The sequence below is a fragment of the Streptomyces sp. NPDC046881 genome (assembly GCF_040645015.1).
Classification (GTDB): domain Bacteria; phylum Actinomycetota; class Actinomycetes; order Streptomycetales; family Streptomycetaceae; genus Streptomyces.
Genome location: NZ_JBEYXJ010000007.1, coordinates 119,098 through 139,135, shown reverse-complemented (window position 1 = coordinate 139,135; position 20,038 = coordinate 119,098). Strand labels below are relative to the sequence as shown.

The window sequence follows — 20,038 nt, the reverse complement described above, 5'->3', positions numbered from 1 at the left end:
ACCGGCCGGGCGTGGTCGCCGAGCCCCCCGAGGCCGCCTCCATGCCGACGCTGGCCCAGCTCACCACCGCCGAGCAGCGGTGGGCCGACCGGGAGGAGGACATCACCACCGTCGGCGGCGACCCGTACGAGGTGGGACAGGTCTTCGCCCGCCGTTGGATGTCCCGGCTCGGCGACCAGAGCCATCTGCAGCGGCTGGCGCAGATGTACCCGCGCATCCCGCACCGGATCGACGGCGAGCTGCTGCGGTACGCGGCACGGTTCGGGCTGCTCGCGCACAAGGACGACCAGATCGACGAGCACGACCGTTACGCCATTCGGGCGGGGTTCTGGCGGGAGTTCGACGTACCGGCGACGGCCGAGCAGCAGGCGTCCGCCGCCGACTGAAGCCCCCACCCGCCCCCAAAGGCGAGTAAAGGCCCCCGACCCCGTACCCTCGTCCCTTGTGAGTACGCGCGCGGGACAGGCACTTCGGTACGACGAGGTCGTACGCGTGCGCGGGCTCGGCAAGACCTACCCGGCCGTCCGGGGCCGCCGGGGCACCCCGGGCACCCCCGAGGTGCGGGCCACCGACGGCGTCGAGCTGGACGTGCGGCGCGGTGAGATCTTCGGGCTGCTCGGCCCGAACGGCGCCGGCAAGTCCACCCTCGTACGGCAGGTCACCGGCCTGCTGCGGCCGGACAGCGGCAGCGTCGAGATCCTCGGCCACGACATCGTGCGGCACCCCGAGCGGGCCGCCCGGCTCCTCGCCTACCTGGGCCAGGAGTCCACCGCCCTGGACGAGCTGACCGTCTCCCTCGCCGCCGAGACCACCGGACGCCTGCGCGGTCTGGACGTCCGGCGGGCGCGCGCCGAGCGGGACGCCGTCCTGGAGGAGCTGGGGCTGACCCCGATCGCCGGGCGGGCGCTCAAGAAGCTGTCCGGCGGGCAGCGGCGGCTCGCCTGCTTCGCCGCCGCCCTCGTCGGCCGGCGGCCGCTGCTCGTGCTGGACGAGCCGACCACCGGCATGGACCCGGTGGCCCGGCGGGCGGTCTGGGCGGCCGTGGACCGGCGGCGGGCCGAGCACGGGACGACCGTGCTGCTGGTCACCCACAACGTCATCGAGGCCGAGACGGTCCTGGACCGGGTCGCCGTGCTCGACCAGGGCCGGGTCATCGCCTGCGACACCCCGGCCGGGCTCAAGGCGCAGGTCGCCGGCGAGGTGCGGGTGGAGCTGGTGTGGCGGGAGCGGGCGCCGCTTGAGGTGCCCGAGGTCGCCGTGCTGCGCGAGCGGGCCGCGGAGTCCGGCCGGCGCTGGACGCTCCGGCTCGCGCCCGAGGAGGCCCGCGCCGTCGTCGCCACCGTGACCGGCGGGGCCGCGTTCGCCGCCCTGGACGACTTCACGCTCGCCACGCCCAGCCTGGAGGACGTCTACCTGGCGCTGGGCGGCGCGGCCCGGCAGGGGCTGGTGAGGGCGTGAGCGCACCGGCCGCGGAATGCGTATGGATCTGCGCGACTGCCGTGGGGAACGCGACCGCCGCAGGGAAGAGGAGCAGCTCGTCGTGAGTGTCGTACCCGCCGAGGTTGTGCCGGGCGGCGCCCGGGCCGTGCCGGGCACGGCGCCCGGCGCGGCCGAGCTGGGGCCGCCCGTGCGGCTGTGGCCGTCGCTGGTGGCCGTCTACCGGGCGCAGCTGTCCCGGGCCCGGGTGGCGCGGATCCCGCTGCTGTTCGTGGCGACCTTCCAGTCCGTGGGCATCGCCGTGATGATGCGCGGTGTCGTCGACAGCGGCCACGAGGCGCAGTCCGTGGTGGCCGGTTCCTCCGTGCTGGTCGTCGCCTACGTCGCGCTGAACCTGCTGTCGCAGTACTTCGGGCAGCTGCGGGCCAGCGGCGGACTCGACCACTACGCCACGCTGCCGGTGCCGCCGGCGGCCGTGGTGCTGGGCGCGGCGGCGGCGTACGCCTCCTTCACCGTGCCGGGGACCCTGGTGACCGCCGTGTTCGGCTGTGCGCTCTTCGGGCTGCCGCTGACCAACCTGTGGATCCTGGTGGCCGTCATCCCGCTCGCCGGGGCCGCGCTGGCCGGGCTCGGCGCCGCGTGCGGGCTGCTCGCGCCCCGGCCGGAGCTGGCCACCCTGCTCGGGCAGCTGGGCATGTCGGCGGCGCTGCTGCTGGGAGTGCTGCCGGCCGACCGGATGCCGGAGGCGGTACGGCTGGCCCGTGATCTGCTGCCGTCCACGTACGGCGTCGAGGCGTACGCGCGGACGTTCGGGGCACACCCCGACTGGGCCGTGGTCCTCGCTGACCTGGGAGTGTGCGCGGGTGTCGGGGTGGTCTCGCTGGCGGCGGCGACCTGGGCGTACCGCAGGGCCGCCGTCCGGTGACGCGGCGCACAGCACGACCTGGCACGATATTCAGGTGACCGCACCGCTGACTCCGCCTCCGCCGCCGCACGACAACTCCGCGCACCAGGTCCGGCAGGCTCCGCCGCCCGCCGGGGGTCCGGGCGCGGGCGCGTACGAACAGGACGGCCCCGGGATGAAGACGGAACTGCGGGAGGCCGCCGTGACCACGGTCGCGGTGGCGCTGAGCGGGGTGCTGCTCGGGCTGCTGTGGTGGTGGCTGGCGCCGCACGTGCCGCTGGTCGCGGACCGGATCGACAACAACTGGGTCGTCTACGTCAAGGACACCGAGGGGGAGCAGGCGGTCGGGGTGGACGGAACGTTCATCCTGCTGGGGCTCGCCTTCGGCCTGGTCAGCGCGGTCGTGGTGTTCCTGCTGCGGCGGCGCGGGGGTGTGCCGCTGGTGGTGGCGCTGGGGCTCGGCGGGCTGCTGGGATCCTTGCTGGCCTGGCGGCTCGGGGTGTGGCTCGGTCCCGAGTCCGACGTGCTCGCGCACGCGCGGGCCGTGGGCAAGGGCGTGACGTTCTCGGCGCCGCTGAGGCTGTCGGCCAAGGGGGCGTTGCTGGCCTGGCCGCTGGCCGGACTGCTGGCGCACCTCGGACTGACCGCGCTGTTCGGGCCCCGGGACCCCGAGGTGCCGGTCGACTGACGGGCGGGGCGAAAGGACGCCCGCGTCAGCCCCGCCCGATCGGGGCCAGGACCGCCTCCGTCAGCTTCGCCAGGTCCCCCGGTGCCAGCTCCACCTCCAGCCCCCGCCGGCCCGCCGAGACGCAGATCGTCGGGTGGGCCCCGGCCGAGTCGTCCAGGACCGTGCGGAGCTTCTTGCGCTGGCCGAGGGGGGAGATGCCGCCGCGGACGTAGCCCGTGGTGCGTTCGGCGAGGGCCGGGTCGGCCATGGCCGCCCGCTTGCCGCCCACCGCCGCGGCCAGGGCCTTCAGGTCCAGGGAGCCGGCCACCGGGACCACGCCGACCACCAGGGAGCCGTCCACGTCGGCCACCAGGGTCTTGAAGACGCGCTCGGGGGAGACGCCCATCGCCTCCGCCGCCTCCTCGCCGTACGAGGGGTGGGACGGGTCGTGGTCGTAGGCGTGGACCGTGAAATCCACGCCCGCCGCCGTCAGGGCGACCGTCGCGGGCGTGCCCCCGGACTGCTGCTGCTTCTTCGGCTTCTTCGCCATCAGGTTGTCGGGCTTCCCTCAGTTCAGACTCGTCGGCGTCCGCGTCAGCTCGAACATGGGCAACGACGGCAGATTACGGATGATGGCCGTCTCCGCGCGAAGGAGTTTCAGTTCGTCCCGCAGCCGGGACGCGGTGTCCGGGGCCTGGAGCAGCCGTTGCTTGGTCGGCGTGTCGTGCACCATCGCGGCGGCCACCAGGTACGACACCACGCTCGGGTCGTCCGGCAGCTCGGTGCCGGCGGACAGCGAGCGCTCGCGGGCACCGGCGAGCCGCTTCTGGTACTGGCGGAAGGAGCGCAGGACGCCCTCGGCCAGCGCGCCGGCCTCGTCCCCGGGCTCCTCCGGCAGCTCCTCCAGCTCCGCGGTCAGGAACGGCCCGGACGCGTCCACGGACAGCAGGCGGACCCGGGTCGTGCCCGTGGCCAGCACCTCGAACGTGCCGTCGGACCGCTCCCGGACGGTGGCCGCGTCCGCCACACAGCCCACCCCGTGGAAGGCCTTGAGCGGGTCGGGGCCGAAGCCGGCGGCCGGGCCCCGTTCGGGCTCGGCCGTGGGATCCGGCATGCCCGGGGCGCTCGGCGCGACCTCGTGGCCGTCACGGATGGCGACGACGGCGAACCGGCGCGATTCGTCCTCGGGGGTCTTCAGCAGCTCGCGCATCATGGCGCGATAACGCTCCTCGAAGACGTTCAGCGGCAGCACGAGCCCCGGGAACAGCACCGAGTTCAGTGGGAAGAGGGGGAGACGGACGGTGGTCACGGCGCCCCAGCCTAGTGGTCCCCGGCGCAGGCGTGTCCGCCGTGGCCGTCGAGGGGGTCCGGGGACGCCGTCAGCAGCCCGGCCGGGGCGGGCCGCGGGCCCGCCGTCTCCAGGTGCTCGCGCAGGCGCAGGAAGTGACCGAGCGGGTCGTCCGAGAACCGGTCCCAGGGGAAGGACGTGGCGTACGGGCCGATCAGGCGCAGCTGGGCGCGGGCGTCCTCCCAGCGGTCCAGCCGCAGCAGGACGTACAGCAGCTTGTTGCGGACCTCGGCGGGCCACGGGTCGGCCGCCGGGAAGTGGCCGGAGAGCGCGATCGCGCGGTCGGCCGCCGCGTCCAGCCGGGCCCGCGGCACCTCGGGCCCGCAGCCGTCGGTGAGGTAGCCGAAGGCGGCCCGGGCGGGCAGCGCCTGGACGAGCGAGCCGGCCGGGGCGTCCTGGGCGGCCCGGTCGGCGAAGTCGAAGCACTCGCGGTGCGAGCCGTGCCAGAAGGTGGCCAGGTAGCGCAGGGCGGCCACATGGCAGCCGTAGTGGTGCGGGGCACGCCGTACGGCGGCCTCCCACAACTCCTCGAAGTAGCGGTGCCCGGCCTGTGAGCCGCGCGCGTGGTCGAGCGCGATCCGCCAGGGCACCGGGTCGCGGTCGTCGGCGCGGGCGGCGGCGGTGATCAGCGGGCTGGCCTCGCGCAGCAGCTCGGCGCGGGCCGGCGAGGGCCAGGCGCGGTCCACCGCCAGCTGGGCCCCGACCAGCCGTGCGCCGGGGTGGTCCGGGGCGGCGGCGCGCCACTGCTCGTACCACTCGGGGCGGGAGCGGGCGAAGGCGGCCAGGCGCCGTACGTACCGGTCCCGGTTCTCCCACTCGGCGGCGGCGCGGGTGGCGGCGAGCAGGCCGGCCGCGGCGGCGTACTCGCCCCGGGCGGCCGCGACCAGCGCGGGCGAGAGGCGGTCGTCGGGCGCGTCGAGCACGGCCTCGTCCCCGGCCGGCGGTCGGGCGGCCGGGCGCGCGGAGCGTTTGGTCATCCGGGTGGGGCGGATGAACGAGGGCAGCAGAGCCATGGTGTCGACCATTGAAAGTCCGCAGGTCGGGGCCGCGCCAGAGGGACTGGTCAAGTCATGGAAAGTTGTACGCCGGAAGGTCAAGGGCCGGTAAAGGGTGAATGTTCAAATTGTGTGCGTCCGTGCACCTCGTGAACACGGGCCGCACCTCGTGGGGACCCGGTGCCGGCTGTGCACGTGTGCGGTCAGCTCCGGCGCAGCAGCCGGGTCGCGCCCGCCGCCACCGTCGTCGCCAGGATCCAGCCGAGCAGGATCATCACGGCCGCCAGCCACTGCCAGCCGCCGCGCAGCTGCCACTGGCCGGCCTGGCCCAGGTCGATCACCGGCAGCAGCAGGTCCAGCGTGAACAGCGCCGGGCTCCACGCCGGATGGCCGCCGGAGTTCAGCGGCGGGTGGTCGGCGTGCGCGAACGCGAGCGTGCCCGCCGCCCACAGCACCGCCATCCACACCGCGGCCCGGCCCGGCCGGTAGCCGTAGGCCACCACCCAGTCCTGCACGAACCCCCAGACCTTGGCGGCCGGCGGCAGCGTCTCGCGCCGCCGGCGCTGCTTGGCCAGCAGCACCTCGCGCGCGTCCTCGTCCTCCCCGGCGGCGCGCAGCACCGCGGCCAGCCGCTCGTACGGCTCCGGCGCGTACTCGGCGGTGGCCGCCGCCACCCAGTCCAGGCGCTGGGTCAGCGGGAACGGGCCCTGCGGCACCAGGTTCTCGTAGGCGAACCCGCCCATGTGCAGACTGCCCGCCTCCGGCCAGCTGCTCGCGCGGTCCACCAGGTTCACGATCCGCGCGCCGGACAGCACCACCTTGCCGCGCTGCGGCTTGTCCCCGAGGAAGCGCAGCTCCGGCGTCTGCACCCGGCGCAGGGACAGCTCCTGGTCGTCGGTGAAGGTGAACCGGGCCCGCTCCAGGTCGACGGCGTCCCCGAACCGCCCGTCGTCCAGACGCACCCCGCCCCGGCACTCGAAGCGCTGGATACGCGTCCCGCGCGCGGGTGTGGTGCCGCTCAGCAGCGCACTGCCCACGCCGGCCGGGGTCAGGTACAGGGTGCGCTCGACCGTCAGCTGGGGGGCGTTCAGGGCGAAGCGGGCGTAGGGGTTGGCGAGCTTCGCGCCGCGCAGGCTGAGCGAGACGCCGATCTGGGCGCCGCGCAGGCTGAACTCGCCGTGCGCCTCCAGCAGCTCCGCCTGCAGGTCCTGGCCCACGGTCATCCCGTCCGCCGCGATCGACCGGCCGCTGCGGTCGCGGTGCACGATCGCCTGGTTGAGCAGCAGGTCGGTGCCGATGTGCGCGTCCGTCAGCCGGACCCCGCTGCGGAACCGGCAGCGCGGCAGGTGCAGATCGCCCTCGGTGTGCACGCGGGCCGCCTCCAGGCGCGGCACCGAGCAGTCCGCCAGGCGCACGGTCGTGAACCGCGCCTCCGGCAGCCGGACCTCCTCGTCGAAGCGGCAGCCGGTCAGCTCCACGTACGGCGTGACCTGGCCGCCCGCCAGGTCCAGCGCGCCGGTGATCCGCACGCCGACGAGCTTCAGCGCGGACACCCGGCCCGCGAGCGCCGGCGGGCCGTCCAGCAGCAGCCAGCACACGATGCGGGCGCGCACGGTCCGCTCGGGGCCCCACGGATGGCTGCCGTGCGGATCGTCCACCGTGGCGTCCCCGCTGCTCAGGTCGTACACGCTGCCGTTGCGGAAGGCCTGCCACATGCCCGCCTCGGTCGCGGTCAGGTCGTCCGGCAGGTCCCCGGTGCGGATGCCGGCCCCCTCGGTCACCGCTCTCCTCTCCCTCTTCAGTGGTTTTCAGTGGTTTTCGTACAGCCGTTCATGCCCGCTGCGTGACCCCCGGAACACCAGGCGTAAAGGGGATCTTCCGGGTTCCGGCCAGCCTATGTACCAGCCTTTGGCCCACGTTCTGTATCAGCCATTGATACGCGCGGACGGCTCCCGACGGCGGTCTGAGAGAATTGGGACTGTGATTTCCCGAATCGATCTGCGCGGCGACGCCCTTCCCGAGGGCCCCGCCCTGCGCGACCTGCTGCCCCGAGCCGACTTCGACGTTCAGGCCGCCCTGGAGAAGGTGCGTCCGATCTGCGAGGCCGTGCATCATCGTGGCGACGCGGCGCTGATCGACTTCGCCGAGAAATTCGACGGAGTACGGCTGGAAACCGTCCGTGTGCCGGCCCAGGCGCTCACCGACGCGCTCACGGGCCTCGACCCGGCGGTGCGGGCGGCCCTGGAGGAGTCCATCCGCCGCGCCCGGCTGGTCCACCGCGCGCAGCGCCGTACGACGCACACCACCCAGGTGGTGCCCGGCGGCTCGGTGACCGAGAAGTGGGTGCCGGTCGAGCGCGTCGGCCTGTACGCGCCGGGCGGCCGCTCGGTGTACCCGTCCTCCGTGGTCATGAACGTGGTCCCGGCCCAGGAGGCCGGCGTCGCGTCCATCGCGCTCGCCTCACCGGCCCAGGCCGAGTTCGGCGGCCTGCCGCACCCGACGATCCTGGCCGCCTGCGCCCTGCTCGGCGTGGACGAGGTGTACGCGGCGGGCGGCGCCACCGCCGTCGCGATGTTCGCCTACGGCACCGAGTCCTGCCCGCCCGCCAACATGGTCACCGGCCCCGGCAACATCTGGGTCGCCGCCGCCAAGCGCTACTTCACCGGCAAGATCGGCATCGACGCCGAGGCCGGCCCGACCGAGATCGCGATCCTCGCCGACGCGGGCGCCGACCCGGTGCACGTCGCCTCCGACCTGATCAGCCAGGCCGAGCACGACCCGCTCGCGGCCGCCGTCCTGGTCACCGACTCCGTCGAGCTGGCGGAGGCGGTGGAGAAGGAGCTGGAGCCGCAGGTCGCGGCCACCAAGCACATCGACGACCGGATCGTGCCGGCGCTCAAGGGCAAGCAGTCCGCGATCGTCCTCGTGGACGGCGTCGAGGAGGGCCTGCGGGTGGTCGACGCGTACGGCGCCGAGCACCTGGAGATCCAGACCGCCGACGCGGCCGCCGTGGCCGACCGGGTGAAGAACGCGGGCGCGATCTTCATCGGCCCCTGGGCCCCCGTCTCGCTCGGCGACTACGCGGCGGGCTCCAACCACGTCCTGCCCACCGGCGGCTGCGCCTGCCACTCCTCGGGCCTGTCCGTCCAGTCCTTCCTGCGCGGCATCCACATCGTGGACTACACCCGGGACGCGCTCGCCGAGGTCGCCCACCACGTGGTGACGCTGGCGGAGGCGGAGGACCTGCCCGCGCACGGCGCGGCGGTCAAGGCGAGGTTCGGCTGGAAGGTACCCGAGAGCAAGTGAGCGACGTGCGGATCGACGATCTTCCCGTACGGGACGAGCTGCGTGGCAAGTCCCCCTACGGCGCGCCCCAGCTGGACGTCCCCGTACGGCTGAACACCAACGAGAACCCCTACCCGCTGCCCGAGCCGCTGGTCGAGCGGATCGCGGAGCGGGTGCGGGAGGCCGCCCGGACCCTGAACCGCTACCCGGACCGGGACGCGGTCCAGCTGCGCACCGAGCTGGCCAAGTACCTGACGAAGACCGGCAACCACCCGCTCGGCATCGAGAACGTGTGGGCCGCCAACGGCTCCAACGAGGTCATCCAGCAGCTGCTGCAGACCTTCGGCGGACCGGGCCGTACGGCGATCGGGTTCGAGCCGTCGTACTCGATGCACGCGCTCATCGCGCGCGGCACCGGCACCGGCTGGATCTCCGGTCCCCGGAACGAGGACTTCACGATCGACCTCGACGCGGCCCTGCGGGCCATCGCCGAGCACAAGCCGGACGTCGTCTTCGTCACCACCCCCAACAACCCCACCGGCAACGCCGTGCCGCCGGAGACGGTGCTCGCGCTGTACGAGGCCGCGCAGGCGGCCAAGCCGTCCATGGTGATCGTGGACGAGGCGTACATCGAGTTCAGCCACGGCGAGTCGCTGCTGCCCCTCATCGAGGGCCGCCCGCACCTGGTGATCTCCCGGACCATGTCCAAGGCGTTCGGCGCCGCCGGCCTGCGCCTCGGCTACCTGGCCGCGCACCCGGCCGTCGTGGACGCCGTCCAGCTGGTCCGGCTGCCGTACCACCTGTCGGCGATCACCCAGGCCACCGCCCTGGCCGCCCTGGAGCACACCGACACGCTGCTGGGGTACGTGCAGCAGCTGAAGGCCGAGCGGGACCGGCTGGTCGCCGAGCTGCGCGCGACGGGCTACGAGGTCACCGAGTCCGACGCGAACTTCGTGCAGTTCGGCCGGTTCGCCAGCGCCCACGAGGCCTGGCGGAAGATCCTCGACCGGGGCGTGCTGGTCCGGGACAACGGCGTACCGGGATGGCTGCGGGTGACCGCCGGCACCCCGGAGGAGAACGACGCGTTCCTCGACGCGGTCCGTGAGTTGAAGAAGGAGCTGTAACGCATGAGCCGCACAGGACGCGTGGAGCGCACCACCAAGGAGACGTCGGTGCTGGTCGAGATAGACCTCGACGGCACCGGGAAGACCGACATCGCCACCGGCGTCGGCTTCTACGACCACATGCTCGACCAGCTCGGCCGGCACGGTCTGTTCGACCTGACCGTGAAGACCGACGGCGACCTGCACATCGACTCCCACCACACCATCGAGGACACCGCCCTCGCGCTCGGCGCCGCCTTCAAGCAGGCGCTCGGCGACAAGGTGGGCATCTACCGCTTCGGCAACTGCACGGTCCCGCTGGACGAGTCCCTCGCCCAGGTCACCGTCGACCTGTCCGGCCGCCCCTACCTCGTGCACACCGAGCCCGAGAAGATGGCGCCGATGATCGGCGAGTACGACACGACGATGACCCGGCACATCCTGGAGTCCTTCGTCGCCCAGGCGCAGATCGCGCTGCACGTGCACGTGCCCTACGGCCGCAACGCGCACCACATCGTGGAGTGCCAGTTCAAGGCGCTGGCCCGGGCCCTCAGGTACGCCTCCGAGCGCGACCCGCGCGCGGCCGGCATCCTCCCGTCGACGAAGGGCGCGCTGTAACCCATGACCGGTCTGTCGACCATCCTGATCGTCGTCGGCCTCTTCCTGGTCGGCGGCATCATCTCCTTCGTCAAGCAGAAGATGCCCACCAGCCTGATCGTGCTGCTCTCGATCGGCGCGGGCCTGTGCCTGGTGGCGGGCGTCATGCGGCTGGAGGTGTGGAATTGAGCACCAAGAAGGTCGTCGTCTTCGACTACGGCTTCGGCAACGTGCGGTCCGCCGAGCGGGCCCTCGCGCGCGTCGGCGCCGACGTGGAGATCACGCGCGACTTCGACAGGGCGATGAACGCCGACGGTCTGCTGGTGCCGGGCGTCGGCGCGTTCGCCGCCTGCATGCAGGGCCTGCGCGCCGCCCGCGGCGACTGGGTCGTGGACCGCCGGCTGTCCGGCGGCCGCCCGGTCATGGGCATCTGCGTCGGCATGCAGATCCTCTTCGCGCGCGGCATCGAGCACGGCGTGGAGGCCGAGGGCCTGGACGAGTGGCCCGGCACGGTCGAACCGCTCCAGGCCGACGTCGTGCCCCACATGGGGTGGAACACCGTCGACGCCCCCGCCGGCTCGCAGCTGTTCGCCGGCCTGGACGCCGACGCCCGCTTCTACTTCGTGCACTCCTACGCCGTCCACGAGTGGCGCCTGGAGTCGAACAACCCGGTGATCGAGGCCCCCAAGGTCACCTGGACGACGCACGGCAAGCCGTTCGTGGCCGCCGTGGAGAACGGCGCCCTGTGGGCCACCCAGTTCCACCCCGAGAAGTCCGGCGACGCCGGTGCCCAGCTCCTCACCAACTGGATCGGAACCCTGTAGACCATGGCCAAGCTCGAACTCCTCCCCGCCGTCGACGTCCGCGACGGCCAGGCCGTCCGCCTCGTGCACGGCGAGTCCGGGACCGAGACCTCCTACGGCTCCCCGCTGGAGGCCGCCCTCGCCTGGCAGCGCTCCGGCGCCGAGTGGCTGCACCTGGTCGACCTGGACGCCGCGTTCGGCACCGGCGACAACCGTGCGCTGATCGCCGAGGTCGCCAAGGCCATGGACATCAAGGTGGAGCTGTCCGGCGGCATCCGCGACGACGACACCCTCGCCGCGGCCCTCGCCACCGGCTGCACCCGGGTCAACCTCGGCACGGCCGCCCTGGAGACACCCGAGTGGGTCGCCAAGGTCATCGCCGAGCACGGCGACAAGATCGCCGTCGGCCTGGACGTACGCGGCACCACCCTGCGCGGCCGCGGCTGGACCCGCGACGGCGGCGACCTGTACGAGACGCTGGAGCGCCTGAACAAGGAGGGCTGCGCCCGCTACGTCGTCACCGACATCGCCAAGGACGGCACGCTCCAGGGCCCGAACCTGGAGCTGCTGAGGAACGTGTGCGCGGCGACGGACCGCCCGGTCGTGGCGTCGGGCGGCGTGTCGTCGCTCGACGACCTGCGCGCCATCGCCGGCCTGGTGCCCCTCGGTGTCGAGGGCGCCATCGTCGGGAAGGCCCTCTACGCGAAGGCGTTCACCCTGGAAGAGGCCTTGGAGGCTACGTCTTGAAATCGGACACAGTGTCATGAGCGATGCCGTACGGCGCGTGCACAGCGGAAGTCCCTGGGAAGAGAGTTTCGGGTTCGCACGCGCCGTGGCGGCGGGCGACCGGGTGCTGGTGGCGGGCACGACGTCCTTCAAGGGCACCGTGCTGTACGGCGAGGGCGACCCGTACGAGCAGGCCAAGGTGGCCTTCACCAGCGCCGTCGAGGCGCTCGGGGAGTTCGGCCTCGGCATCGGATCCGTGATCCGCACGCGGATGTACCTCACCCATGTGCGGGACGTGGACGCCGTCGGCCGGGCCCACAAGGAGCTGTTCGACTCCGTGCGCCCGGTCTCGACCCTGCTGGTCGTGGAGGGATTCGTCGATCCGCGGATCCTGGTCGAAGTGGAACTAGAAGCTTTCAGAGGAGCCTGAGCAGTCATGACCCTGGCGGTCCGAGTCATCCCCTGCCTGGACGTGGACAACGGCCGGGTCGTCAAGGGCGTCAACTTCCAGAACCTGCGCGACGCGGGCGACCCCGTCGAGATGGCCAAGGTGTACGACGCCGAGGGCGCCGACGAGCTGACGTTCCTGGACATCACCGCGTCCTCCGGCAACCGGGAGACGACGTACGACGTGGTGCGCCGCACCGCCGAGCAGGTGTTCATCCCGCTGACCGTGGGCGGCGGCGTCCGCACGGCCGAGGACGTGGACAGGCTGCTGCGGGCGGGCGCCGACAAGGTGGGCGTGAACACCGCCGCGATCGCCCGCCCCGACCTGATCCGCGAGATCGCCGAGCGCTTCGGCCGCCAGGTCCTGGTGCTGTCGGTGGACGCCCGCCGCACTCCTGAGGGCACCTTCGAGGTCACCACCCACGGCGGCCGGCGCGGCACCGGCATCGACGCGGTGGAGTGGGCGCACCGGGCGGCCGAGCTGGGCGCGGGGGAGATCCTGCTGAACTCCATGGACGCGGACGGCACGAAGGACGGCTACGACCTGGAGATGATCGCCGCGGTCCGCAAGCACGTCACGGTCCCGGTGATCGCCTCCGGCGGCGCCGGCAGGCTCACCGACTTCCCCCCGGCCATCGAGGCCGGCGCGGACGCGGTCCTGGCCGCGTCGGTCTTCCACTTCGGCGACCTGAGGATCGGCGAGGTGAAGCAGACCCTCCGCGAGGCGGGCCACCCCGTCCGCTAGAACAGCCTTACGAGGCCCCGGCCGAGCGGCCGGGGCCTCTCCTGTCGACGAACCCGAAAGAAAAACTGCGCAAGGTGCTTCGATGACCGCCACGGTGGTGCCGCCGGCGAGCATGCAGGCCCATCGGGACCCGAACGTCCTGCGCTGGCTCGGGGCCTACACCGCCTCGATGCTGGGGGACAGCGTCTACTACCTCGCCCTGTCCTGGGGGGCCGTACAGGCCGGTACGCCCGCGCAGGCCGGGCTCGTGATGGCGGCGAGTGCGCTCCCCAGGGCCCTGCTGATGCTCGGCGGGGGCGTGATCGCCGACCGGCTGGGGCCGAGGCGCGTCGTGATCGGCAGTGACGCCGTGCGGTGCGGCGCCGTCCTCGCCGTGGCCGCGTTGCTGTTCCTCACCAGCCCCGGCCTGTGGCCGCTCGCCCTGCTGGCGGTGGTCTTCGGCGCCGTCGACGCCGTGTTCATGCCCGCCGTGGGCGCCCTGCCGCCCAGGATCACCGGCGAGGACCAGCTCGCCCGCGTCCAGGGCATGCGCGGCCTCGCCCTCCGCTGCGCGAGCGTCGTGGGCGCCCCGCTCGGCGGCCTCGGCGTGGCCCTCGGCGGCGCTCCGGCCGCCTTCGCCCTCGCCGGGGCGCTCATCGCCGTCTCGGTGCCGCTGCTGGTCTCCGTACGCGTACGGGAGCTGCCGCGGGACGACACCCCCCGCGCGCCTCGGACCGCCCGGAGCGACCTCGCGGCCGGCCTGCGGTACGTCCGGCGGCACCGGGTCCTCGGCCCGCTGATGCTCGCCATCGCCCTCGGCGACCTGGGTTTCGTCGGCCCCCTGAACGTCGGACTCACCCTGCTCGCCGACCGGCGCGGCTGGGGCGCCTCCGGGATGGGCTGGGTGCTGGCCGGGTTCGCGGCCGGCGCGGCAGCCGCCTCGCTGCTGCTCGCCGTCCGGGGCCGGCTGCCCCGGGCCGGACTGCTCGCCGGGTACGCCATCCTCGCCGGCTCGGTGGCCATCGGCGCCCTCGCCCACGTCCCGGCCCTCCCGGCCGCCGTCGCCACGGCCGTGGTCGTCGGCCTGCTCACCGGCCTGAGCGGCGCCCTGTGCGGCGCCCTGCTCCAGACCCAGGCCGACCCCGCCTACCTCGGCCGGGTCACCTCCGTCTCCAGCCTGGTCAGCCTCGGCCTCACCCCGCTCAGCCTGCCGCTCGCCGCCGCCGCGATCGGGACCTGGGGGCTCGGCCCGGTGTACGTCGTCAGCGCCGCCGTCTGCGGCCTCGGCGGGGTCGTCGCCCTCGCCGTACCGGGCCTGCGCCGCGCCGAACTCCCCGGCTGACCGGGCCTCACCCGTGGGGCTGGACCAGCTGCACGAGATTGCCCACCGAGTCGTCGAACACGGCCGCCAGCATCGGTCCCTGCTCCTGCGGCGGATGCGTGAAGCGGACCCCGAGGCCGCTCAGCCGCTCGTACTCGGCCCGGAGGTCGTCCACGGAGAAGACGATGCACGGCAGCCCCGCCTCGTACAGCGCCCGGCGGTACGGCTCCGCGATCGGACCCTGGCCGGGCTCCAGCAGCAGCTGGAGATCCGGCTGGGCCCCGTCCGGCGCGCCGACCGTCACGAACAGGGTGCCGTCGCCCAGGTCCATGTGGGTGCGGGTCTCGAAGCCCAGGACGTCGGTGTAGAAGGCGTGCGCCGTCGCCACGTCGTCCACGAACACGCTGGTCATCGCCACCTTGATCACGGGCCGGCCCTCTCAGATGCCCAGCTGCCGGGACTCGTGCAGCCGGTCGATCGCCTCGGCGTCGCCGTCCAGGTCCACCCTGGCCGCGTTCTGCCGGCCGTAGGCGAACATCAGCAGCTCCGACGGCTCACCGGTCACCGTCACCACCGGGGTGCCCCGGTGCGCCACCGCCGTCTGCCCGTCCGGCCGGCGCAGCACCAGCCCCGTCGGGACGCCCCGGCCCATGAGCCGCGCCATCCGCTCCAGCCGGGCCCACAGCGTGTCCTGGAAGACCGGGTCCAGCTCGCGCGGTGTCCAGTCCGGCTGGGCGCGGCGGACGTCCTCCGTGTGGACGTAGAACTCCACGATGTTGGCGGCCTCGTCGACCTGCTTGAGCTGGAAGGGCGAGAACCGCGGCGGGCCGGTACGGATCAGCTGGATCAGCTCCTCGTACGGCTTCGCGGCGTACTCGGCCATCACCTTCTCCAGGCGCGGCGCGAGCTGCTTGATCAGCGTGCCCCCGGCCGCGTCCGGCCGGCGCTCGCGGACGATCACGTGCGCGGCCAGGTCCCGGGTCCGCCAGCCCTCGCAGAGGGTCTCGGCGTCCGGACCGACGGTTTCCAAGAGGTCGGCGAGAAGAAGCCGTTCACGCTTGGCGAAGGTCGACATGCTGCCAGCCTACGACCAAGGTCCGCACAATGGACGTCACGGCCGCGCTGTCGGTGCCGCGCGGCACAATGGCACCTATGACCAGTACGACCGGCAGCCCCCGGCCCAGCAGCCTCGACCCGGAGATCGCCGCGCGGCTCAAGCGCAGCGCCGACGGGCTCGTCCCCGCCATCGCCCAGCAGTACGACACCGGCGAGGTGCTCATGCTCGGCTGGATGGACGACGAGGCGCTGCACCGGACGCTGACCACCGGCCGCTGCACCTACTGGTCCCGCAGCCGCCGGGAGTACTGGGTCAAGGGCGACACCTCCGGCCACGTCCAGTGGGTCAAGTCGGTCGCGCTGGACTGCGACGCCGACACCCTGCTGGTCCGGGTCGACCAGGAGGGCGCCGCCTGCCACACCGGCGCGCGCACCTGCTTCGACGAGGACGTGCTGCTCAAGGACGCCGGTTCCGCCGCCCCCGGCTCCGGTCAGTAAGGTCAGCGGCCATGGAACTGGAGACTTTCCGCAAGCTGGCCACCGACCGGCGTGTCATCCCGGTCACGCGCAAGCTCCTCGCCGACGGCGACACCCCGGTCGCGCTCTACCGCAAGCTGGCCGCCGAGCGACCCGGCACCTTCCTGCTGGAGTCCGCGGAGAACGGCCGTTCCTGGTCTCGCTACTCCTTCGTGGGCGTCCGCAGCGCCGCCACGCTCACCGCCCGGGACGGGCAGGCCCACTGGCTGGGCACCCCGCCCGTCGGCGTCCCCACCGACGGCGACCCCCTCGCGGCCCTGCGCGCCACCCTCCGGACGCTGCACACCCCGCACCAGGAGGGCCTGCCGCCCTTCACCGGCGGCATGGTCGGCTACCTGGGCTACGACATCGTCCGCCGCCTGGAGAAGATCGGCCCCGGCGAACGCGACGACCTGCGGCTGCCCGAGCTGACCATGCTGCTCACCAGCGACCTCGCGGTGATGGACCACTGGGAGGGCTCCGTCCTGCTGATCGCCAACGCGATCAACCACAACGACCTGGACACCGGCGTCGACGAGGCGTACGCGGACGCCGTGGCCCGCCTGGACGCCATGGAGGCGGACCTGTCCCGCCCGGTCGCCCAGCCCCCGGCCCACCTGCCTCCCTCCGAGCTGCCCGAGTACACCGCCCTGTGGGGCGGCCCCGACTTCCAGCAGGCCGTCGAGGACGTCAAGGAACGCATCCGCGCGGGCGAGGCCTTCCAGGTCGTGCCCTCCCAGCGCTTCGAGACCCCGTGCACGGCGAGCGCCCTGGACGTCTACCGGGTGCTGCGCGCCACCAACCCCTCGCCGTACATGTACCTCTTCCGCTTCGACGGGTTCGACGTCGTCGGCTCCTCCCCGGAAGCACTGGTGAAGGTCGAGGACGGGCGCGCGATGGTGCACCCCATCGCCGGCACCCGGCACCGCGGCGCCACCCCGCAGGAGGACCAGGCCCTCGCCGAGGAACTGCTCGCCGATCCCAAGGAGCGCGCCGAGCACCTGATGCTGGTCGACCTCGGGCGCAACGACCTCGGCCGGGTGTGCGAGCCCGGCTCGGTCGAGGTGGTCGACTTCATGTCCGTCGAGCGCTACTCGCACGTGATGCACATCGTCTCCACCGTCACCGGCACGGTGGCCCCCGGCCGCACCGCCTTCGACGTGCTCACCGCCTGCTTCCCGGCGGGCACCCTCTCGGGCGCCCCGAAGCCCCGCGCGATGCAGATCATCGACGAGCTGGAGCCGTCCCGGCGCGGCCTGTACGGCGGCTGCGTCGGTTACCTGGACTTCGCCGGCGACTCCGACACCGCCATCGCCATCCGTACGGCCCTGCTCCGCGACGGCACGGCCTACGTCCAGGCGGGCGCCGGCATCGTCGCCGACTCCGACCCGGTCGCGGAGGACCAGGAGTGCCGCAACAAGGCGGCGGCGGTGCTGCGGGCGGTGCACACGGCGAACCGCCTCGGGCAATAGGGCGCTTCTCATAGCAACCCCGGGTGCCGGTTCGCCCGGGGTTCAGGCGATAGTGGAGTACGTGACTGCCGTACCTCACCCCCGTTCCGAAGCCGCCGCGTCCGCCCGGTCCGGCCGGCGGAGCCTCGCCGTGGCCCTCCTGTGCGGCGCGCTCGGCGCGGCCGTGGCGCTGCTCGCGACCCGGCAGCGCTGGGCGGAGGGCACCGCGACGGTGGCCGGCGGCGCGTTCCCGCTGACCGCCAAGGGCAGCGACGTCACGGGCGTCCCCGCGGCCCTCGCCATAGTCGGCCTCGCCGCCCTCGTCGCCGTCTTCGCCGTCCGCAGGGCCGGCCGGCTCCTCGTCTCCGGGCTGCTCGCGCTGTCCGGCGCCGGGATCGTCACCGCGGCGCTGGTGGCCGCCTCCGACGGCTCCGCCCTGGACGAGCAGGCCGCCAAGGCGAGCGGCGACACCTCCGCCACGGTCGCCGCGCTCACCCACACCGGCTGGCCCTACGTCGCGGCCGCCGGCGGGGTGCTGATCCTGCTCGCCGGACTGCTCGCGCTGCGCTACGGCAGCCTGTGGCCCGCGATGTCCGGGCGCTACGAGCGCGGCACCGCCCGCCCGCGGCGCACGGCCCGGCCGGCCGACCCGGAGCGTCCCGAGGAGATCTGGAAGGCCCTGGACCGCGGCGAGGACCCGACGGGCGCCTGACCGGTGCCGTGAGACCGATGTGGTGAACCAGACGCCACCCCCGCGTCCGGCACACCTGCGCGTACGGGACAATGGACGGCGAGCGTCCGGCTCGTACGACACACAGACAGCAACGAGGAGCAAGTCATGGCGGGCAGCAGCCACGGTCACACCCCGGCCGCCTGGACCGGTGTCATCATCGCCTTCATCGGTTTCTGCGTCGCGGGTGCCTTCATGGTGATGGCCCAGCCCGTCGGCTTCTGGGCCGGCATGGTCATCACGGCCCTCGGTGGCGTGGTCGGTGCCCTCATGCGCTCCATGGGTCTCGGCCAGCCGAAGCAGTCACCGTCCCTGCCGCACGCCGCGCCGGCGGCCAGGCGGGAGCCGGCCGCCGCGGAGAGCTGAGCCGCGGATCATCCGCGCGGGCGGTCCGGCATCCCTGGGGATGCGGGCCGCCTTTTGCGTGCGCCGGCACCGGGCCGGTGGCGCGGCCGGGCGGGGTTGGGCCGCTTGCCGTGGCCGGGCGGGCGGGCCCGTGTCCGCCGGGGCAGAATGCCCGCGTGAACGCCTACAGCCGTCCGGCTCCGTCCCCCGCACCCGTCCGGCGGCGGATCGCCGTCCCGGCGGGCGTGCTCGGGGCCGTCGCCGCGGCCTTCGGGTACGTCGGTGCCGTCGACCCGGGCGAACCCGGTCACTACCCGGTGTGCCCGCTGTACCGGCTCACCGGGCTGTACTGCCCGGGCTGCGGCGGGCTGCGCAGCGCGCACGCCTTCGTGCACGGCGATCTGCTCGCCGCCCTGCGCGACAACGCGCTCGGCGTGGCCGCCTACCTGGGCTTCGCCGTGCTGTGGACCGTCTGGGTGGCCCGTGCGGCACGCGGCCGGCCGCTGCGGATCGACCTGGGACCGGCGCAGCTGTGCACCCTCGGCGCGGTCCTGCTGGTGTTCACCGTCGTCCGGAACCTGCCGTTCGGTGGCTGGCTCCACCCTTGATCAAGTCGCGAATGTCCAGGTAGTGGGACCGCCGTCGGCCGGATGCGAGGCCTCGGCCGTCCTGCGGATACCATCGCATTGACCACAGGTTTTCAAAACCTCGAAGGAACCACCGTCTGGAAGGGGGCCGCTCGCGTGAGTGTGCTCGACGAGATCATCGACGGAGTCCGTGCCGACCTCGCGGAGCGGCAGGCACGCGTCACCCTCGACGAGCTCAAGGAGCGCGCGGCCAAGGCCCACGCCGCCAAGGACGGGGTGGCCGCGCTCAAGGGCGACGGCGTCAAGGTGATCTGCGAGGTCAAGCGCTCGAGCCCCTCCAAGGGCGCGTTGGCGGCGATCGCCGACCCGGCCGGACTCGCCGCGGACTACGAGGCGGGCGGTGCGGCCGTCATCTCCGTCCTCACCGAACAGCGCCGCTTCGGCGGCTCGCTCGCCGACCTGGAGGCCGTGCGCTCCCGGGTCGACATCCCCGTCCTGCGCAAGGACTTCATCGTCACGTCGTACCAGCTGTGGGAGGCCCGCGCGTACGGCGCCGACCTCGCGCTGCTGATCGTGGCCGCCCTGGACCAGCCGGCCCTGGAGTCGCTGATCGAGCGGGCGGTGTCCATCGGTCTGACCCCGCTCGTCGAGGTGCACGACGAGGACGAGGTCGAGCGTGCGGTGGACGCGGGTGCCAAGGTCATCGGCGTCAACGCGCGCAACCTGAAGACGCTGGAGGTGGACCGCGGCACGTTCGAGCGGCTCGCCCCGGAGATCCCCGACGGCATCGTCAAGGTCGCCGAGTCCGGCGTCCGCGGCCCGCACGACCTCATCGCCTACGCCAACGCCGGCGCCGACGCCGTACTGGTCGGCGAGTCCCTGGTGACCGGCCGCGACCCCAAGGCGGCGGTGGCCGACCTGGTGGCGGCGGGCGAACACCCGGCACTGCGCCACGGCCGGGGCTGATCACCCGCTAGGCTTGGTACCGATGACTCT

The 20,038-nt window shown here is 73.4% G+C and carries 24 protein-coding genes and 1 pseudogene; 19 read left to right on the top strand and 6 right to left on the bottom strand.

Annotated features, from left to right (window positions below; translation table 11 throughout):
- The 4 genes and pseudogenes from ABZ923_RS06285 to ABZ923_RS06270 form a co-directional block, all read left to right on the top strand.
- A pseudogene (locus ABZ923_RS06285) lies at positions 1-386 on the top strand (NYN domain-containing protein); the annotation flags it as partial.
- Positions 387-444: 58 nt separating this feature from the next.
- Positions 445-1,458: an ABC transporter ATP-binding protein gene (locus ABZ923_RS06280; RefSeq protein WP_361467499.1), complete on the top strand. Its 1,014-nt coding sequence runs from the start codon at positions 445-447 to the stop codon at positions 1,456-1,458.
- An 82-nt stretch (positions 1,459-1,540) separates the two neighbouring features.
- Entirely contained in the window at positions 1,541-2,362 is an 822-nt protein-coding gene (locus tag ABZ923_RS06275) for an ABC transporter permease (RefSeq protein WP_361467496.1), read from the top strand.
- A 34-nt stretch (positions 2,363-2,396) separates the two neighbouring features.
- Positions 2,397-3,029: an AAA family ATPase gene (locus ABZ923_RS06270; RefSeq protein WP_361467493.1), complete on the top strand. Its 633-nt coding sequence runs from the start codon at positions 2,397-2,399 to the stop codon at positions 3,027-3,029.
- A gap of 25 nt (positions 3,030-3,054) precedes the next feature.
- Here the strand turns inward: ABZ923_RS06270 and ybaK are convergent, their stop codons facing one another.
- From ybaK to ABZ923_RS06250, 4 genes are all read right to left on the bottom strand, one after another.
- Complete coding sequence (gene ybaK, locus ABZ923_RS06265; RefSeq protein ID WP_361467490.1) at positions 3,055-3,558, bottom strand: Cys-tRNA(Pro) deacylase; 504 nt, start codon at positions 3,556-3,558, stop codon at positions 3,055-3,057.
- Between the two features lie 18 nt (positions 3,559-3,576).
- On the bottom strand, positions 3,577-4,317 hold the full coding sequence (locus ABZ923_RS06260; protein WP_361467488.1) for an LON peptidase substrate-binding domain-containing protein: 741 nt from the start codon (positions 4,315-4,317) through the stop codon (positions 3,577-3,579).
- 11 nt (positions 4,318-4,328) lie between these two features.
- Positions 4,329-5,381, bottom strand: a complete 1,053-nt coding sequence (locus ABZ923_RS06255; RefSeq protein ID WP_361467485.1) for a hypothetical protein — start codon at positions 5,379-5,381, stop codon at positions 4,329-4,331.
- Between the two features lie 173 nt (positions 5,382-5,554).
- On the bottom strand, positions 5,555-7,132 hold the full coding sequence (locus ABZ923_RS06250; RefSeq protein WP_361467482.1) for an oxidoreductase: 1,578 nt from the start codon (positions 7,130-7,132) through the stop codon (positions 5,555-5,557).
- 199 nt (positions 7,133-7,331) lie between these two features.
- On the opposite strand from ABZ923_RS06250, the gene hisD reads away from it, so the two are divergent.
- From hisD to ABZ923_RS06205, 9 genes are all read left to right on the top strand, one after another.
- The gene (gene hisD, locus ABZ923_RS06245; protein ID WP_361467479.1) at positions 7,332-8,657 is read left to right on the top strand and encodes a histidinol dehydrogenase; all 1,326 of its coding nucleotides are present in this window, start codon (positions 7,332-7,334) and stop codon (positions 8,655-8,657) included.
- Positions 8,654-9,760 carry a histidinol-phosphate transaminase gene (locus tag ABZ923_RS06240; protein WP_361467476.1) on the top strand — a complete coding sequence of 369 codons (1,107 nt, stop codon included), beginning with the start codon at positions 8,654-8,656 and terminating at the stop codon, positions 9,758-9,760. The genes hisD and ABZ923_RS06240 overlap by 4 nt, the downstream gene beginning before the upstream one ends.
- A gap of 3 nt (positions 9,761-9,763) precedes the next feature.
- Positions 9,764-10,357: an imidazoleglycerol-phosphate dehydratase HisB gene (gene hisB / locus ABZ923_RS06235; RefSeq protein WP_361467473.1), complete on the top strand. Its 594-nt coding sequence runs from the start codon at positions 9,764-9,766 to the stop codon at positions 10,355-10,357.
- A gap of 3 nt (positions 10,358-10,360) precedes the next feature.
- Complete coding sequence (locus tag ABZ923_RS06230; protein ID WP_361467470.1) at positions 10,361-10,525, top strand: hypothetical protein; 165 nt, start codon at positions 10,361-10,363, stop codon at positions 10,523-10,525.
- Positions 10,516-11,160 (top strand): imidazole glycerol phosphate synthase subunit HisH, encoded by a 645-nt coding sequence (hisH, locus tag ABZ923_RS06225; protein WP_361467468.1) that lies wholly within the window; start codon positions 10,516-10,518, stop codon positions 11,158-11,160. Before ABZ923_RS06230 ends, hisH begins: the two co-directional genes overlap by 10 nt.
- Before the next feature lie 3 nt (positions 11,161-11,163).
- Complete coding sequence (gene priA, locus ABZ923_RS06220) at positions 11,164-11,886, top strand: bifunctional 1-(5-phosphoribosyl)-5-((5-phosphoribosylamino)methylideneamino)imidazole-4-carboxamide isomerase/phosphoribosylanthranilate isomerase PriA (protein ID WP_361467465.1); 723 nt, start codon at positions 11,164-11,166, stop codon at positions 11,884-11,886.
- Between the two features lie 16 nt (positions 11,887-11,902).
- Positions 11,903-12,295: a RidA family protein gene (locus ABZ923_RS06215; protein ID WP_361467462.1), complete on the top strand. Its 393-nt coding sequence runs from the start codon at positions 11,903-11,905 to the stop codon at positions 12,293-12,295.
- A gap of 6 nt (positions 12,296-12,301) precedes the next feature.
- On the top strand, positions 12,302-13,057 hold the full coding sequence (hisF, locus tag ABZ923_RS06210) for an imidazole glycerol phosphate synthase subunit HisF (RefSeq protein ID WP_361467459.1): 756 nt from the start codon (positions 12,302-12,304) through the stop codon (positions 13,055-13,057).
- Between the two features lie 82 nt (positions 13,058-13,139).
- On the top strand, positions 13,140-14,378 hold the full coding sequence (locus tag ABZ923_RS06205) for an MFS transporter (protein WP_361467457.1): 1,239 nt from the start codon (positions 13,140-13,142) through the stop codon (positions 14,376-14,378).
- Positions 14,379-14,385: 7 nt separating this feature from the next.
- Here the strand turns inward: ABZ923_RS06205 and ABZ923_RS06200 are convergent, their stop codons facing one another.
- Together ABZ923_RS06200 and ABZ923_RS06195 are read right to left on the bottom strand one after the other, a co-directional pair.
- Positions 14,386-14,784 carry a VOC family protein gene (locus ABZ923_RS06200; RefSeq protein ID WP_361467455.1) on the bottom strand — a complete coding sequence of 133 codons (399 nt, stop codon included), beginning with the start codon at positions 14,782-14,784 and terminating at the stop codon, positions 14,386-14,388.
- A gap of 12 nt (positions 14,785-14,796) precedes the next feature.
- Positions 14,797-15,432 (bottom strand): TIGR03085 family metal-binding protein, encoded by a 636-nt coding sequence (locus tag ABZ923_RS06195; protein ID WP_361467453.1) that lies wholly within the window; start codon positions 15,430-15,432, stop codon positions 14,797-14,799.
- Positions 15,433-15,509: 77 nt separating this feature from the next.
- Here ABZ923_RS06195 and hisI point away from each other — a divergent pair, with 77 nt between their 5' ends.
- The 6 genes from hisI to trpC all read left to right on the top strand — a co-directional run bounded on the left by hisI (position 15,510) and on the right by trpC (position 20,008).
- The gene (gene hisI / locus ABZ923_RS06190; RefSeq protein WP_361467450.1) at positions 15,510-15,911 is read left to right on the top strand and encodes a phosphoribosyl-AMP cyclohydrolase; all 402 of its coding nucleotides are present in this window, start codon (positions 15,510-15,512) and stop codon (positions 15,909-15,911) included.
- Between the two features lie 11 nt (positions 15,912-15,922).
- Entirely contained in the window at positions 15,923-17,401 is a 1,479-nt protein-coding gene (locus ABZ923_RS06185; RefSeq protein WP_361467447.1) for an anthranilate synthase component I, read from the top strand.
- Between the two features lie 52 nt (positions 17,402-17,453).
- Positions 17,454-18,092: a TIGR02234 family membrane protein gene (locus tag ABZ923_RS06180; RefSeq protein ID WP_361467445.1), complete on the top strand. Its 639-nt coding sequence runs from the start codon at positions 17,454-17,456 to the stop codon at positions 18,090-18,092.
- 126 nt (positions 18,093-18,218) lie between these two features.
- Complete coding sequence (locus tag ABZ923_RS06175) at positions 18,219-18,476, top strand: HGxxPAAW family protein (protein WP_361467443.1); 258 nt, start codon at positions 18,219-18,221, stop codon at positions 18,474-18,476.
- Between the two features lie 155 nt (positions 18,477-18,631).
- Positions 18,632-19,063, top strand: coding sequence for a DUF2752 domain-containing protein (locus ABZ923_RS06170; protein ID WP_361467440.1), 432 nt, complete (start codon positions 18,632-18,634; stop codon positions 19,061-19,063).
- 135 nt (positions 19,064-19,198) lie between these two features.
- Complete coding sequence (gene trpC, locus ABZ923_RS06165; protein ID WP_361467437.1) at positions 19,199-20,008, top strand: indole-3-glycerol phosphate synthase TrpC; 810 nt, start codon at positions 19,199-19,201, stop codon at positions 20,006-20,008.
- The last annotated feature ends 30 nt before the right edge of the window (positions 20,009-20,038 follow it).

Excerpts from the sequence above, each read along its gene's own strand:
- ybaK (WP_361467490.1), bottom strand. The coding sequence starts at position 3,558 with ATGGCGAAGAAGCCGAAGAAGCAGCAGCAGTCCGGGGGCACGCCCGCG.
- ABZ923_RS06255 (WP_361467485.1), bottom strand. The coding sequence starts at position 5,381 with ATGGTCGACACCATGGCTCTGCTGCCCTCGTTCATCCGCCCCACCCGG.
- hisB (WP_361467473.1), top strand. The coding sequence starts at position 9,764 with ATGAGCCGCACAGGACGCGTGGAGCGCACCACCAAGGAGACGTCGGTG.
- ABZ923_RS06230 (WP_361467470.1), top strand. The coding sequence starts at position 10,361 with ATGACCGGTCTGTCGACCATCCTGATCGTCGTCGGCCTCTTCCTGGTC.
- priA (WP_361467465.1), top strand. The coding sequence starts at position 11,164 with ATGGCCAAGCTCGAACTCCTCCCCGCCGTCGACGTCCGCGACGGCCAG.
- ABZ923_RS06215 (WP_361467462.1), top strand. The coding sequence starts at position 11,903 with ATGAGCGATGCCGTACGGCGCGTGCACAGCGGAAGTCCCTGGGAAGAG.
- hisF (WP_361467459.1), top strand. The coding sequence starts at position 12,302 with ATGACCCTGGCGGTCCGAGTCATCCCCTGCCTGGACGTGGACAACGGC.
- ABZ923_RS06205 (WP_361467457.1), top strand. The coding sequence starts at position 13,140 with ATGACCGCCACGGTGGTGCCGCCGGCGAGCATGCAGGCCCATCGGGAC.
- ABZ923_RS06195 (WP_361467453.1), bottom strand. The coding sequence starts at position 15,432 with ATGTCGACCTTCGCCAAGCGTGAACGGCTTCTTCTCGCCGACCTCTTG.
- hisI (WP_361467450.1), top strand. The coding sequence starts at position 15,510 with ATGACCAGTACGACCGGCAGCCCCCGGCCCAGCAGCCTCGACCCGGAG.
- ABZ923_RS06185 (WP_361467447.1), top strand. The coding sequence starts at position 15,923 with ATGGAACTGGAGACTTTCCGCAAGCTGGCCACCGACCGGCGTGTCATC.
- ABZ923_RS06175 (WP_361467443.1), top strand. The coding sequence starts at position 18,219 with ATGGCGGGCAGCAGCCACGGTCACACCCCGGCCGCCTGGACCGGTGTC.